General features: G+C 68.8%; 9 protein-coding genes and 1 pseudogene. 3 read left to right on the top strand and 7 right to left on the bottom strand.

Annotated features, from left to right (window positions below; genetic code table 11):
* Nucleotides 1-6: 6 nt before the first annotated feature.
* Together CITRI_RS0110780 and CITRI_RS0110775 are read left to right on the top strand one after the other, a co-directional pair.
* The gene (locus tag CITRI_RS0110780; protein WP_010144812.1) at nt 7-282 is read left to right on the top strand and encodes an SHOCT domain-containing protein; all 276 of its coding nucleotides are present in this window, start codon (nt 7-9) and stop codon (nt 280-282) included.
* Nucleotides 279-1,799: a multicopper oxidase family protein gene (locus tag CITRI_RS0110775; protein ID WP_010144811.1), complete on the top strand. Its 1,521-nt coding sequence runs from the start codon at nt 279-281 to the stop codon at nt 1,797-1,799. The genes CITRI_RS0110780 and CITRI_RS0110775 overlap by 4 nt, the downstream gene beginning before the upstream one ends.
* A 27-nt stretch (nt 1,800-1,826) precedes the next feature.
* On the opposite strand, the pseudogene CITRI_RS19005 reads toward CITRI_RS0110775, so the two are convergent.
* From CITRI_RS19005 to CITRI_RS0110760, 4 genes and pseudogenes are all read right to left on the bottom strand, one after another.
* Nucleotides 1,827-2,147: pseudogene (locus CITRI_RS19005) on the bottom strand (DUF305 domain-containing protein); the annotation flags it as partial.
* 49 nt (nt 2,148-2,196) lie between these two features.
* Entirely contained in the window at nt 2,197-4,221 is a 2,025-nt protein-coding gene (locus CITRI_RS0110770) for a copper-translocating P-type ATPase (protein WP_237709046.1), read from the bottom strand.
* Nucleotides 4,222-4,992: 771 nt separating this feature from the next.
* The gene (locus CITRI_RS0110765; RefSeq protein ID WP_010144809.1) at nt 4,993-6,399 is read right to left on the bottom strand and encodes a ferredoxin reductase; all 1,407 of its coding nucleotides are present in this window, start codon (nt 6,397-6,399) and stop codon (nt 4,993-4,995) included.
* Nucleotides 6,396-7,700 carry an SRPBCC family protein gene (locus CITRI_RS0110760; RefSeq protein ID WP_029139245.1) on the bottom strand — a complete coding sequence of 435 codons (1,305 nt, stop codon included), beginning with the start codon at nt 7,698-7,700 and terminating at the stop codon, nt 6,396-6,398. Before CITRI_RS0110760 ends, CITRI_RS0110765 begins: the two co-directional genes overlap by 4 nt.
* Before the next feature lie 156 nt (nt 7,701-7,856).
* Here CITRI_RS0110760 and CITRI_RS0110755 point away from each other — a divergent pair, with 156 nt between their 5' ends.
* Nucleotides 7,857-8,789 carry a LysR family transcriptional regulator gene (locus tag CITRI_RS0110755; RefSeq protein ID WP_029139244.1) on the top strand — a complete coding sequence of 311 codons (933 nt, stop codon included), beginning with the start codon at nt 7,857-7,859 and terminating at the stop codon, nt 8,787-8,789.
* Nucleotides 8,790-8,950: 161 nt separating this feature from the next.
* Here the strand turns inward: CITRI_RS0110755 and CITRI_RS0110750 are convergent, their stop codons facing one another.
* The 3 genes from CITRI_RS0110750 to CITRI_RS0110740 all read right to left on the bottom strand — a co-directional run bounded on the left by CITRI_RS0110750 (nt 8,951) and on the right by CITRI_RS0110740 (nt 12,810).
* A complete protein-coding gene (locus CITRI_RS0110750; RefSeq protein ID WP_029139243.1) occupies nt 8,951-10,972 on the bottom strand; it encodes a BCCT family transporter in 2,022 nt (673 codons plus the stop codon).
* A gap of 179 nt (nt 10,973-11,151) precedes the next feature.
* Nucleotides 11,152-12,069, bottom strand: coding sequence for a formyltetrahydrofolate deformylase (purU, locus tag CITRI_RS0110745; RefSeq protein ID WP_010144805.1), 918 nt, complete (start codon nt 12,067-12,069; stop codon nt 11,152-11,154).
* An 87-nt stretch (nt 12,070-12,156) separates the two neighbouring features.
* Nucleotides 12,157-12,810 (bottom strand): GntR family transcriptional regulator, encoded by a 654-nt coding sequence (locus CITRI_RS0110740; RefSeq protein WP_010144804.1) that lies wholly within the window; start codon nt 12,808-12,810, stop codon nt 12,157-12,159.
* Nucleotides 12,811-13,157: the final 347 nt, after the last annotated feature.

The following is a 13,157-nucleotide window of genomic DNA, read 5'->3' as shown; positions in this document are numbered from 1 at the left end:
AGCGTCATGATGTGGGGCGACGGCATGGGCTGGGCGATGGGCTGGGCCTGGCTGTTCTGGATCCTGCTGATCGTCGGGGTGGTCGTGCTGGTGACCCTCCTCGTCCTGGTCCTGGTCCGCGGGGGCCCGGGCGCCGGCCGCCCGGACGGGCCGCGCACCCCGCCGGCCGGTGCGGCGACGTCCAGGGCCCGGGAGATCCTCGAGGAACGCTACGCCCGCGGGGAGATCAGCGCCGAGGAGTTCCACGAACGGCGGCGCACCCTGGAGGGAGAGACGCCGTGAGCGCGCCCACCCGGCGACAGGTGATCGGGTGGGGACTGGCCGGCGCCACGATGACCGCGGTCGGTGCCGTCGGGCTGTGGCAGGGGCGTCGGCCCCAGGGCGCGCCTCATCCTCCGCGGGGGCGTCCGACGACGGACGGTTCCATTGCAGGGGACGGGACCGGTCCGGGGGAATGGGCCGAACCGCAGGTGCTCGCCAGTGCCGACGGACTGCTGGAGTTCGGCCTGGAGGCTGCTCCGGCCACCGTCACGATCGATGGCCGGCCCGCCAGCGTGTGGACCTTCAACGGCTCGCTCCCGGGCCCCACCGTGGAGGTGTCCGCCGGGGACACCCTGCGGATCCGCATGAGCAACCGCCTGGCCGGACCCACCAACCTCCACGTCCACGGCCTGCACGTCTCCCCCCGGGGTGCCGGGGACAACCCCTTCGTGACGATCGGCCCGGGGGAGGCCCACGACTACGAGTTCGTCCTGCCGGACGACCATCCGCCCGGCACCTACTGGTACCACCCGCACCACCACGGCCACGTGGCCGAGCAGCTCGCGGCCGGCCTGTACGGTGCGATCATCGTCCGGGACACGCATTCGGTGCCGGTCACGCGTGAACGCGTCCTCGTGGTCTCGGACCCCCTGCTCACGGCCGACGGGGACCTCGCGGAGCCGTCGCCGAGGGAGCGGATGATGGGGCGGGAGGGCCGACTGGTGCTGGTCAACGGCCAGGCGCGGCCACGGCTCGAGGCCGCACCGGGGGAGCGCGAGCGCTGGCGGATCGTCAATGCCTGCCCCTCCCGCTTCCTGCGCCTCAGTCTGGAGGGCCAGACGATGCTGCTGCTGGCCCGGGACCAGGGCCGGCTGCGTGAACCCGTGGAGACCTCGACGGTCGACCTGGCGCCGGGCAACCGGGCGGAGATCCTGGTCGAGGCCACCGAGGGCACCTCCACGCTCGTGGCCGCCCCCGTGGACCGCGGGGCGATGCCCGGGATGATGGGCGGGAGGCGTCCCGGGGGTGGTGGACCCCTGGAGCTGTTGCGCCTGGAGGTCGGCGGGAAACCGGTCGACCGGCCCGGCGCGGTGGAGGCGGTGCCGGAGCCGAGGGACCTGCGGGGGGAGGCCGTGGCCCGACGGCGCACCCTCGACTTCGCGATGGGCGACATGGGCGGTATGGGAGGAGGGATGATGGGCAACGGTGCCCTGATGTCCTTCACCGTCAACGGCCAGGAGTTCGACGCCGCGCGCACCGACGTCAGCGTGCGCGCCGGCGATGTCGAGGAATGGACCCTGGTCAACTCCTCACCCATGGATCACCCGGTCCACCTGCACGTCTGGCCCGTCCAGGTGATCGAGGACGGCGACGGCGCGCAGGACGACCCCCGCTGGGCCGACGTCGTGAACGTCCCGGCCTTCGGGCAGGTGACGGTCCGCGTGGCCTTCGGGGACTTCACCGGCCGCACCGTGTTCCATTGCCACATCCTCGACCACGAGGACCTGGGCATGATGGGCACCGTCGAGGTGGCCTGAACCCGGCGCGCCGCGCATCGTGCGCATCTGCGCGATCTCCGCCTGCTGGGCGTCGATGACCTGCTGCGCGACGTCGGTGACCTCGGCCGGGATGTCGGTCTTGGCCAGCAGCATCTCGCTCATCGCCACGGCCTGTTGGTGGTGGGGGATCATCATCTGGGTGACCATGACGTCCGCCTCGTTGTGTTCTGCCGAGACCTGCCCGGTCGAAGCCGAGGCGGTGCCGGTGGGGGTCGGTGCGGCCGCCGCCGAGGTGGTCGGTGTCGAGGTGGTGCCCGTACCACCGCTCGTGTCGGTGCCGCCGCAGGCGGTCAGGGCCAGGTCCGCGGTCAGGGCCGGACCGGTCAAGGTGGGGATGCGCTTCGTGGGAGTGGTCCTCCGTCGTGTCGGGGGTGGGTCAGTGGGTGGCGGCCCGGGCGGCAGGCCTGCCAGCGTGCCGGTCCTGGGCGCCGAGGGGGGCCAGGTAGGCGGGGTCGAGGATGATCCGGTGCAACAGCTGGGCGTTGAGGGCCACCACGATGGTGGAGGCCGACATCAGGATCGCACCGACCGCGGGGGAGAGCACGAACCCGAACGGGGCGAGTACGCCGGCTGCCAGCGGGACGGAGATGACGTTGTAGCCGGCGGCCCAGACGAGGTTCTGGACCATCTTGCGATAGCTGGCGTGGGAGAGCTCGATCATCGACAGCACGGCACGGGGGTCGTTGCCGGCCAGCACGACGCCGGCCGATTCCATGGCCACGTCGGTCCCGGCGCCGATGGCGACGCCGACGTCGGCGCGGGCCAGGGCAGGGGCGTCGTTGACGCCGTCGCCGACCATGGCCACGCTCAGTCCGCGGGCCTGCAGTTCGGTGACCTTGGTGTCCTTGTCCTGGGGGAGGACCTCGGCGAAGACCTCGTCGATGCCCAGGTCCGCCCCCACGGCCCGGGCGACCTGGGTGGCGTCGCCGGTGATCATGGCCACCGTGACCCCCCGGTCCTGCAGCGCCTTCACGGCGGCCCGGGACTCGGAGCGGACCTGGTCCTCCACGGCCAGGGCACCGATGACCTCACCGTCGGCCACCACGTGCAGCACCCCGGCGCCGCGGTCGGTCCAGGACTGCGTGGTCTCGGCGATCTCCACGGGGGTGTCCACCCCGTACTCGCGCAGCATGTTCGGCCCACCGACGAGCACCTGCATCCCGTCCACGGTGGCGCGCACGCCGCGGCCACTGGCAGCGGTGAACCCGGCGCCGCGCATTCGCCGGTCGGAAGCCTCCGCGTGCGTGGTGGCGGCGGTGACGATGGCACGGGCGACCGGGTGCTCGCTGTCGGCCTCGGCCGCCGCGGCGACCGCCAGCAACCGGGCCTCGGAGACACCTGGCATCGTGACGGTACCGGTGACCGCGTGGGCGCCCTCGGTCAGGGTGCCGGTCTTGTCGAAGAGCACCACGTCGATGGTGCGCATCCGTTCCAGGGCGAGCCGGTCCTTGATCAGCACCCCGGAGGCCGCCGCCTTCTCGGTGGAGATGGCGATGACCAGCGGGATGGCCAGGCCCAGGGCGTGCGGGCAGGCGATGACCAGCACGGTCACCGTCCGGGTCACGGCGTCGTCGGGACTGCCCAGCACGGTCCAGACGAGGGCGGTGAGGATGCCCGCGACCAGGGCGAACCAGAACAGCAGGGCCGCCGCCCGGTCGGCGAGGGCCTGGGCGCGGGAGGAGGACTCCTGGGCGTCGGCCACCATCCGCTGGATGCCGGCCAGGGCGGTGTCGGCTCCGATGGCCTCGACGCGGACCCGGACGGAATTGTCGGTGGCCACGGTGCCGGCGACCACGGTCTCACCCTCACCGCGGGAGGCCGCCTGGGACTCCCCGGTGATCATCGACTCGTCGAACTCCGCGGCCCCGTCCACGATCTGTCCGTCGGCGGGGACACGGGACCCGGAGCGGACCAGGACGGTGTCACCGACCGACAGGTCGGCAATGGGCACCGTCACGGTGTCCCCGTCCACGATCCTCTCGGCCTCGTCCGGCAGCAGCGCGGCCAGGGCGTCCAACGCCGAGGAGGCCGCGCCCAGGGCGCGCATCTCCATCCAGTGGCCCAGCAGCATGATGGTCACCAGCAGTGCCAGCTCCCACCAGAAATCCAGGTCGAACGCCCCGATCCCCAAGGTGGTCACCCAGGACGCCACGAAGGCGACCGTGATGGCGAGGGAGATCAGCAGCATCATCCCCGGCTGGCGCGACGTCACCTCACGCCAGCCACCCCTGAGGAACGGGGTACCGCCGTAGATGAAGATCACCGTGCCCAGCACCGGAGCGATCCAGTCCGAACCCGGGAACTGAGGGAGGTGGTAGCCCAGCAGGTGGGCGACCATCGGGCTGAAGACGATCACCGGCACCGACAGCGCCAGCGACACCCAGAACCTGTTCTTGAACATGGCCACGCTGTGCCCGGCGTGCTCTCCCTGGGAGTGGACCTGATGCTCCTCGTCCACCGCCGAATGCGGGTTCCCCTGCGGCATCGCCTGACCATGGCCCCCGTGGCCGGCATGCTCTCCCTGCGCGGTGTGACCGGTGTGACCGGCGTGCTCGTCCGGGCCGTGGTGTTGGGCGGGACTCATGGCGTTCCTTCCCCTCGACGGCGAGCCCGCCGAGATGATGGGCGGTGGGTCGGACGGTGCGGACGGTGGTGCCGGAGGCCTCAGGGACGATGGTTCCCGGGCTTCGTCCAGTGGTTGCCCCGCTGCTCACCCTGCGAGGCCTGCCACGTCTGGTATATACCCCTCTGGGGTATGTTGCAAGGTATAGGGGCTCGTCATTCGCCTGGATCGGGGTGGTGACTCCATCACCGCCGATGGAGTCGCGACTCCTGCGCCTCGATCCAGCGTTGATGCGGCGACGTCCTCTACCCGCGGTGCCGGGTCGTCGGACTCCGCTGCCCGGCTGAAGGTCAGCAACCATCAGGGCATACGACCACGGGCGGCACCCCGGAGGGGTGCCGCCCGTTGTTGAGGCGAATCGCTCAGTGGCTGGCGCCGCCGACGGCGAGGACGCCGGCGATCATCATGATGAACACGATGATGCCGATGGCCCGAAGATCGTGTCGATCCAGCCCAGCACCCTACCGGCGGTCGCGGCCTTGCCGAGCCGCTCGGCCTTGCCCGCCTGGACGATGGCGACCGGCCCCCGGACTGGAGGAACCGGAGGGATCAGGCATCGATCACCAGGTCGGTCCGGGCGGTGGAGCAACAGGGCAGGAATTTCCCTGCATCGATCTCCCGTTGACGGATGCCGCCCTGGTGGTTCATCTCGACCTCTCCGGAGAGCTTGACGACCTTGCAGGAGCCGCACATTCCCTCCTTGCAGTTCGCGCCGATCCGCACGCCTGCACGCTGGGCCACCTCGAGGATGTGGTCGGCGGGGTCGATGCGCACATTCACGCCGGTGCGCATGAAGGACAGGGTGAGGCTTCCCGTGCCGACCGTGTCGAAGCCCGAGGGGTCGATGGTCTCGGCCTCCACCGCCCCGTCGGTACCGCCTTCGGGACGTGAGGCCTCCGGCCCGGCGGCCTCCAGCGGCAACCCTGCTGCCTCCAGTGTCCCCTCGGCGTCATAACCCGGCTCGTAGAGCTCGAACGCGGTGGGCTGGCTGTCGTAGTAGTCCTCGGCGGAATCGGCGATCTCCTCGGCGATCTCCTCGGCAATGTCCGCTGCCAGCGCGACCTCCGCCTGGTATTCAAGGAGCGTCTGGCGGTCTCCCGAGAAGAACTCCATGTGGATGGAGGTGTCGTCGACACCGACCTTCTTGAGGAGCTCAGCGGCGGTGTTGAGGTAACCTTCGGGTCCGCAGGCATAGACCTGGCGGCCGTTGGCGTCGGGCGCGACCTCCTCGAGCATGGCCGATGACAGCCGTCCGGTGAGCCATTCCCAGCCCTCGGGCGTGTTGCGGTCGCCCAGGGACCAGAAGACCTTGATGCGCGGGTCCACGGAGGCGATGTAGGCCAGCTCCTGGTGGAAGGCATAACCTCCGGCCACCGCTCCGTGGTACAACACCACGACTTCGGCCTGCCCGGGCAGGGAGTGGATGGTCCGCACCATCGACATGATGGGGGTGATACCCGCGCCGGCGGCCAGCAGGAGATATCGTGCCCGCCGGTCGGCGTCAGGCAGGTGGAATGCCCCGACGGGTCCGAGCATCTCCAGGACGATGCCCGGCCTGACGTTCTCGTGAACCCACGGTGACACAAGTCCCGTGGGGTCGCGCTTGACGGAGATGTCGAAGGTCCACGGTCGCGTGGGTGAGCTGGACAGCGAGTAGCTACGGTCCACGGGGTCCTGGTCCGCGCCGTTCACCGGAAAGGCGACGTTGACGTACTGGCCCGGACGGAACGCCAGCGGCGCTCCGTCGCAGCGGCGGAAGACGAAGGTCATCATGTCGCCTGCCTCGGGAATGACCTCGACGCATTCGGCCATGAACTCCTGGGGATGCCATGGGCCCAGGGCGCGGGCGGCGCCTGCGGGTCCCTCGGTGGTGGCCATCACCCTGTTCCACGGCATCTCCAGGCCGCGGATGCGCTGTGGCTCCTGGGTGGTCGTCCCGGTGACGAGGTCGGTCATGCCAGGTGCTCCTGCACTCGCTGCACGTACCAGTTGATGAACGCCTCGACCTGGTACTCGCTCTTCATGTACGGGCCGGGTTGGTAGGCGGGACTGCCGGCGCCCTGCTGGCACAGCTCCACGAACGCCTTGTCCTGCAGGTTGGTCTGCTTCCAGGTATAGGTGAGTTTCTCCAGGTCGTAGTCGACGCCCTCCTCGGCGTCGTCAGCCACCAGCCAGGTGGTGCGGACCAGCGTCTGGTGCTCGTTGATGGGGAAGACACCGAACGTGATGACGTGGTCCCCGAGGAAATGGAACCAGCTGTTGGGCTGCAGGTGCATCGAACAGCGGCCCAGACGGAAGTCCCGCAAGTCCCCGAGCAGCTTCTTGGACAACCGGCGGCCGTCGGGGGAGAAGGATTCGCCGTCACCGTCGAGGGATTCCCGGGAGATGCGGATGCCCGCGATGCGGGTGTCCAGCTCCTCGATGACCTCGTACGGAAGGCCGTAGCGGCGGCAACGCTCCTCGAGTGAGGACTGTGCCTGCTTGTTGCGTTCCCACACCTCCTCGAGATGGGGCGGGACCAGGCCCTCCGTGAGACCCCAGGTGGGAAAGAGGGAACAGGCGAGCTCCGGGTGCCCGTCGCAGTGGTAGCACTCACGGTTGTTCTCCATGACGAGCTTCCAGTTGCCCTCTTCGACGATGTTCTGCTGGTAGGCGATCTTCGTCTTCGACAGGTCGTGCGGTGCGAGGTAGGGCTCGAAGATCTTTGCGGTGTCGTCGAAATCCGTCGGCGGCTCATCCGCGATGCAGACGAAGATGAGTCCGGCGACCACGCGGCTGTGGGCGCGCTTGAGGCCGAAGCAGCCCTTGTCGAACGTCGTTTCCCCCGGGGCCGAGGCGTGGATCAGATCGCCGTTGGGGGAGTAGGTCCAGGAGTGATAGCCGCAGACCAGGTTTCCCGTGGTCCCCGCGGGGTCGGTCAGGACGCGGGCGCCGCGGTGGCGGCACACGTTGTGCAGGACGTTCACGCCGCCGTCGTCGTCGTGCAGCACGATCAGGGAGTAGGGACCGTAGTCCACCGTGACGTAGTCACCCGGCTCCGGGAGTTCGGCGATGCTGGCCGCGAAGATCCAGTGCCGTCCGAAGATGGCCTGCATGTCGATGCTGAAGATCGTCGGATCCGTGTAGAAGGGTGCGTCGAGGGAGTATCCGGCGCGCCGGAAATCGAACAGTTCCGCGATCTCCGCCAACTGCTCGGCGGGCACGGAAGACGCGAGCTTTCCGCGTGATGTGGGGGACACGTTCACTGGAGCAGACATGTGGTTCCTCCCGGGAGGGTTCGGTGAGTGGGGGATCCGTCGGCACCCCCGCTGGGGCGCAATCGGTGTGGTCGAGGCGTTCTATGTGTGAGATTAGGCACAACCGCTCTGCGGAAAAAGCGCAAGATGGTGGAGATGACCGTGCACAATGTGTGCATGATCGACCCACGCCTCGTCACCCTCCGGGTGTTCGCCCGCTGCGGCACCATCAACGCGACCGCGGAGCTCACGGGATACTCCCCCTCCGCCGTCTCCGCGCAGCTGAGGGGCCTCCAGCGCGAACTGGGAATGCAGCTGCTCACGAAGGACGGTCGAGGAGTGAGACTGACCGCCACGGGCCGGTTCCTCGTGACCGGTTCGGACACCCTGATCGCGGAGTGGGAGAGCCTGCACACCGCGGCCATGCAGGCCGGTGACCAGATGCCGTCCCACTTCGGCCTCGGCGGATTCTCCACGGCGGCCGCCCAGCTGCTGGCACCCCTGGCCGCCACGCTGCGCTCGTCACGCCCCCTGCTGGAGGTACAGGTGCTCGAGGCCGACCCGGCCCGCTGCTTCGACCTGTTGGTCGCAGAGCGCATCGACCTGGCGGTCATCGTCGCCATGCAATCCGACACCCACGCCGAGGACGATCCGCGCTTCGAGCAGACGGTCCTGCTGGACGATCCCCTGGACGTGATCATCCCCGCCGACCACCCGTTGGCGTCGCGGGCCACGGTGACGCTCGAGGAGCTGGCGTCGGAACCGTGGATCACCGAGGCCGCGGGCTCCACCTACCATTCGCTGTTTACCGCGGCGTTCCGCGCCGTCGGCGTGAGGCCGCGCATCGCCCATGAGGCCGTCGAGTGGGAGACCCAGATCGCCTTCGTCGGTGCGGGGCTGGGCGTGGGACTGCTGCCGCGACTGGCGCCGTTGCGAAGTGCCGAGAACGTCGTCCGGCTGCGACTGACCGGCCGGGGGAAGCCGGCGCGCCGCATCGTCGCCGCGGTGCGCCGGGGCAGCATCACCTCACCGCTGATCCAGGAATCGCTCGGCATCCTCCGGGTCAGCGCCGATCGAATCCTCGCCGGTCGGCCGGCAGACGATCTGTGACACCGGAAGCCAGCTCGAACACCCGCTGCGCCACCTGACCAGGGATGGAAGGACGCGAGGACGAAGGCGTCGGCACCCGGTCACACAGCGAGTGGCTGGGCCCGGACCGGGCCCAGCCACCTGCCCTGGGGAAAGGGCTCCAGCTCGGAGAGAGCCGCCTGCTAGCTGCTCCCGGGTTCCGGGCGCCGGGCCTCGACGGTGGGAATGCTCCCCGACGGAGTCGCTCCAAGGCAGGCCGAGTCCGAGCACCGCTCGGCGCAGTCGTGCTTGGTGACGAGGTCGAACTGCGCACCACCGTGCTGTTCAACGCCCGTGCGAATGGCCCGCTCCACGACCGACGTGGCCAGGCGGCGCCTCAAGGAGAGGGGGTCCCGGCGCAGGTCCTTGGTCAGGGCGAAGCAGAGCAGCATCATGACGATGACGAACGGTAGCGCTGCCACGATGGTGATGCGTTGCAGCCCGGCCAGGGCTTCCGAGGGTTCATCACCGCCGGCCAGCAGCATGACCGCGGCCACGGCACCGGTGAGGCAACCCCAGAAGATGACCACTCCGCGGCGGGGGTGTTCGGCTCCGTTGGAGCTGAGCGAACCCATCACGATGGACGCCGCGTCGGCACCGGTGATGAAGAAGATGGCGACCAGGACCATGGCCAGGACGATGACGGCAGTGGTGGCCCAGTCAGGCATGCTCAGGTTCTTGACGAGGTCGAAGAGTGCTCCGTCGAAGTTGACCGACGGTGCCCCGTCGACCATGGTCACGAGGCCGGGCGCACCCTCCTGGTCGGCCTCCTGCTGGACGTGGAAGGCGGAGCCGCCGAAGACGGCAAACCAGACCACGCTGACGACGCTGGGCACCAGCAGCACTCCGGTGACGAATTGGCGGATGGTGCGGCCGCGGCTGATGCGGGCGATGAAGAGTCCGACGAACGGGGTCCAGGAGATCCACCACGCCCAGTAGAAGATGGTCCAGCTGGTCATCCAGCTGCGCAGCGACTCATCGCCGACCGCTTCCGTCCGGGACGACATCTCGGCCAGGTCGCGGGCGTAGTCGCCGATCGCGGAGGGGATCAGGTTGAGGATGAACAGCGTGGGGCCGGCGACGAAGACGATCAGCGCGAGGACGACGGCCAGGACCATGTTGATGTTGGAGAGCCACTGGATGCCGCGGCTGATGCCGGAGACGGCGGACGCGACGAAGCACAGTGTCAGGACGGCCACGATCACCACGAGCACGGGGGTGCCGATGTCACCGAACCAACCGTTGGAGGTCAAGCCGCTGCCGATCTGCAGGGCGCCCAGGCCGAGCGACGCGGCGGTCCCGAACAAGGTGGCGAAGATGGCCAGGATGTTGATGAACTTCCCGAGGGGACCCTCGACCCTGCGGACGCCGAAGAGTGAGGTGAAGGCGACGGAGATCAGTTGCCGGCGGCCCAGGCGGTAGGCGCCGTAGGCCATGGCGATGCCGACCACCGCATACATGGCCCAGGGGTGCAGGGTCCAGTGGAAGATCGAGGTCGCCATGGCGGTCTGGATGGCCTCGGGGGTCCGGCCGTCCACGGTGCCGGGCGGTGGGGAGACGTAGTGGTAGAGCGGTTCGGCCACCCCGTAGAACATCAGCCCGATGCCCATGCCCGCAGCGAACATCATGGCGACCCAGGAGACCGTCCGGAACTCGGGTTTCTCGCCGTCCTTGCCCAGCGGGATGTTGCCGAACTTGCCCAGGGCCAGCCAGAGGACGAAGACCACGAAGAGCGAGGCCAGGAACATGAAGAGCCATCCCGTGTACTCCATGACCCAGTTGAGGGCACCCGTGGACGTCTCGGACAGGCTGTCGCGCCCCACGAAGCCCCAGATGACGAAGGCCAGGGCGATGACGCCCGTGATGCCGAACGTGACCTTGTCGAGGGTGAGCCTGTGGTTTCGGCGCTCCGCCACTGCCTGCTCGGTCCTGGCATGACGTAGCTCTTCGAGGATCTGCTCGCACTCGACGTCCGTCCGGGGGAGCCCGCCCTCCTCCTCCGGATCGAGGACAGGGAGGTCTGTGTCTGCCTCACCGGAGGCTCTCATGGTTGCCTCGCTCTTCTCCCGGAGTACCGGTTCTTCGGCACGCGGGGTCTCCGCCCACGCGTCGTCGGCACGCAACTCATCGGGTGTGGGGGATTGCTGGACGTTCCTGAAAGCCATGTGTGGGTCCTTTGCTCAGTGAAGCATGGTCCTGGCGGCTGCACATCGCCCTCGGGCGCCCCACCGGGCGGAGGGCCGGGGCCTCGTCCGCTGTGCTGTTCCTGCTGTTGCCGTCGATGACCGGTTCGGGGGCACGAGGCGCAGATGATCATGCGGCTCGCCGGGTCATTGCCTTCTGGTCAGTCGAAGACGACGGTGCGGTTGCCGTCGAGCAGGACGCGGTGCTCGGCGTGCCAGCGCACGGCCCGGCACAGGGTGGAGCCCTCGACCTCGCGGCCCAGGTTGACGAAGTCGCGGGCGGACTGGGCGTGGGTGACCGGCTGGACGGTCTGGGCGATGATGGGGCCCTCGTCCAGGTCCGGGGTGACGTAGTGGGCGGTGGCGCCGATGAGCTTGACGCCGCGTTCGTGGGCCTGGTGGTAGGGCTTGGCGCCCTTGAAGGAGGGCAGGAAGGAGTGGTGGATGTTGATGGCCTTGCCGCCGAGCTTGCGGCACAGCTCGTCGGAGAGGACCTGCATGTAGCGGGCCAGCACCACGAGCTCGATGTCGTGCTCGGCGACCAGGTCCAGCAGGCGGGCCTCGGCCTCGGCCTTGTTGGTGGTGCCGTCGGCGTCCCTGGTGACGGGGATGTGGACGAAGGGGATGCCGTAGAAGAAGGCCATCGGCTGCAGGTCCAGGTGGTTGGAGACGATCACCGGGATCTCGATCGGCAGGGTGCCGGCGCGTTGCTGGAAGAGCAGGTCGTTGAGGGTGCGCCCGTCCTTGGAGCACATGATCAGGGTGCGGGTCTTGGTGGTGGCCTCGTGCAGGTGCAGTTCCATGGAGAACCGGTCCCTGATCGGGGTCAGGGCGTCCTGGACCTCGGTCAGGGCGGCCTCGGTGGTGAACTCCACCCGCATGAAGAAGCTCTGGGTGTCGGGGGAGTCGAACTGCTGGGAGGAGGTGATGTACGCGTCGACGTCCAGCAGGGCGCCGGAGACGGCGTGCACGATGCCCTTCTGGTTGGTGCAGGTCAGGGTGAGCACCATGCCGGTGGAGGTGGAGCGGTTCCCGGAGAGCGGGGGAGCGGGAGCCGTGGAGGTCGTGGTGGTGGTCATGGGGCGTGTCACCTTATTCGTGAGGGAAGGCCGGGTGGCCTCCGGTAGCTGGTGGGGCGTTGAGGGGTGAGGACCGCTGGGCCGTCCTCAGAGGGCGGCGATCACCATGTCCTCGAAATGGGTCACGTGATCCGCGGCGAGGCGCTCTGCTTCCTGGGCATCCCCGTCGAGGACGGACCGGATCAGGTCCACGTGCTCCTGCACGTGGGGTTCCATGGTGCCCAGGCGGGGCAGGACGTGGTTCCACATCCGCATGGACAGGGAGAAGTACTGGATGAGGCTTTCCTCGATGTAGCGGTTGCCCATGGCCGTGTAGATGGCTTCGTGGATCCGCGCATCGACCTGGATGAGGTCGGCGGCGGACCGGGCGTCCAAGAACTGCAGCTCCTGCAGGCAGGCCTCGAGGTCCCGCCGGTCCGCCTCCGTGGCGGACAGTGCGGCCCGCCGGGCGGCGTAGCCCTCGAGCAGCCTGCGGGCGTCGGAGATCTCCCGCAGGTCGCGGATGGTGACCTCGGGGACGAAGGTCCCCCGGTGCGAGTAGATGGTCAGGAGGCGTTCCGATTCCAGTCTCTTGACGGCCTCGCGCAAGGGGGTGCGGCCGATGGACAGCTCGGTCATCAGGGCTTCCTCGTCCAGGGGCGCCCCGGGGGCGAGCCGGTTGTCGATGATCCGGGTGCGGATCTCCTGGTAGGCGCGCTCGGCCAGGGTGGTTCGCTTGGGTGATTTCTCGACGGTGTGCATCGGCGCTCCTTGGGCGGTCTCCACGGTTGGGATAGAGCCTAGGAGGATCGAGGCCGGCCGCCGGGATGATGGCCGTGGCGCCGGCGAGGGTTCACCGACTGGGCCACTGACGGGCGCCGGGGGCATCCCTGAGGGTGACGCCGCGTGGGTGATGGACAGCGGGATGCTCATGCGAGGGACTTCTCCTTGGTCTCGGGGCCCAGGCGACAGACGCCGTGAGGCCGATCAGTAGGAAGCACGCCACGAGGAGCACGGTCGTATGAGAGCCACATGCAACAGATATATGACGAATGCGGAAAAACTTAACCCACATCACACCTTCGCGCAAGAGGGCGATCCCTGCTGAT

The organism is Citricoccus sp. CH26A (assembly GCF_000224415.1).
In the GTDB taxonomy this organism is placed as follows: Bacteria; Actinomycetota; Actinomycetes; order Actinomycetales; family Micrococcaceae; genus Citricoccus.
The sequence above is the reverse complement of the archived record's forward strand: the minus strand, read 5'-3'. Positions and strand labels throughout refer to the sequence as shown.

Coding starts and splice junctions, on each gene's coding strand:
- CITRI_RS0110780 (WP_010144812.1), top strand. CDS start 7: ATGATGTGGGGCGACGGCATGGGCTGGGCGATGGGCTGGGCCTGGCTG.
- CITRI_RS0110755 (WP_029139244.1), top strand. CDS start 7,857: ATGATCGACCCACGCCTCGTCACCCTCCGGGTGTTCGCCCGCTGCGGC.
- CITRI_RS0110760 (WP_029139245.1), bottom strand. CDS start 7,700: ATGTCTGCTCCAGTGAACGTGTCCCCCACATCACGCGGAAAGCTCGCG.
- purU (WP_010144805.1), bottom strand. CDS start 12,069: ATGACCACCACCACGACCTCCACGGCTCCCGCTCCCCCGCTCTCCGGG.
- CITRI_RS0110765 (WP_010144809.1), bottom strand. CDS start 6,399: ATGACCGACCTCGTCACCGGGACGACCACCCAGGAGCCACAGCGCATC.
- CITRI_RS0110740 (WP_010144804.1), bottom strand. CDS start 12,810: ATGCACACCGTCGAGAAATCACCCAAGCGAACCACCCTGGCCGAGCGC.
- CITRI_RS0110770 (WP_237709046.1), bottom strand. CDS start 4,221: ATGTTCAAGAACAGGTTCTGGGTGTCGCTGGCGCTGTCGGTGCCGGTG.
- CITRI_RS0110750 (WP_029139243.1), bottom strand. CDS start 10,972: ATGGCTTTCAGGAACGTCCAGCAATCCCCCACACCCGATGAGTTGCGT.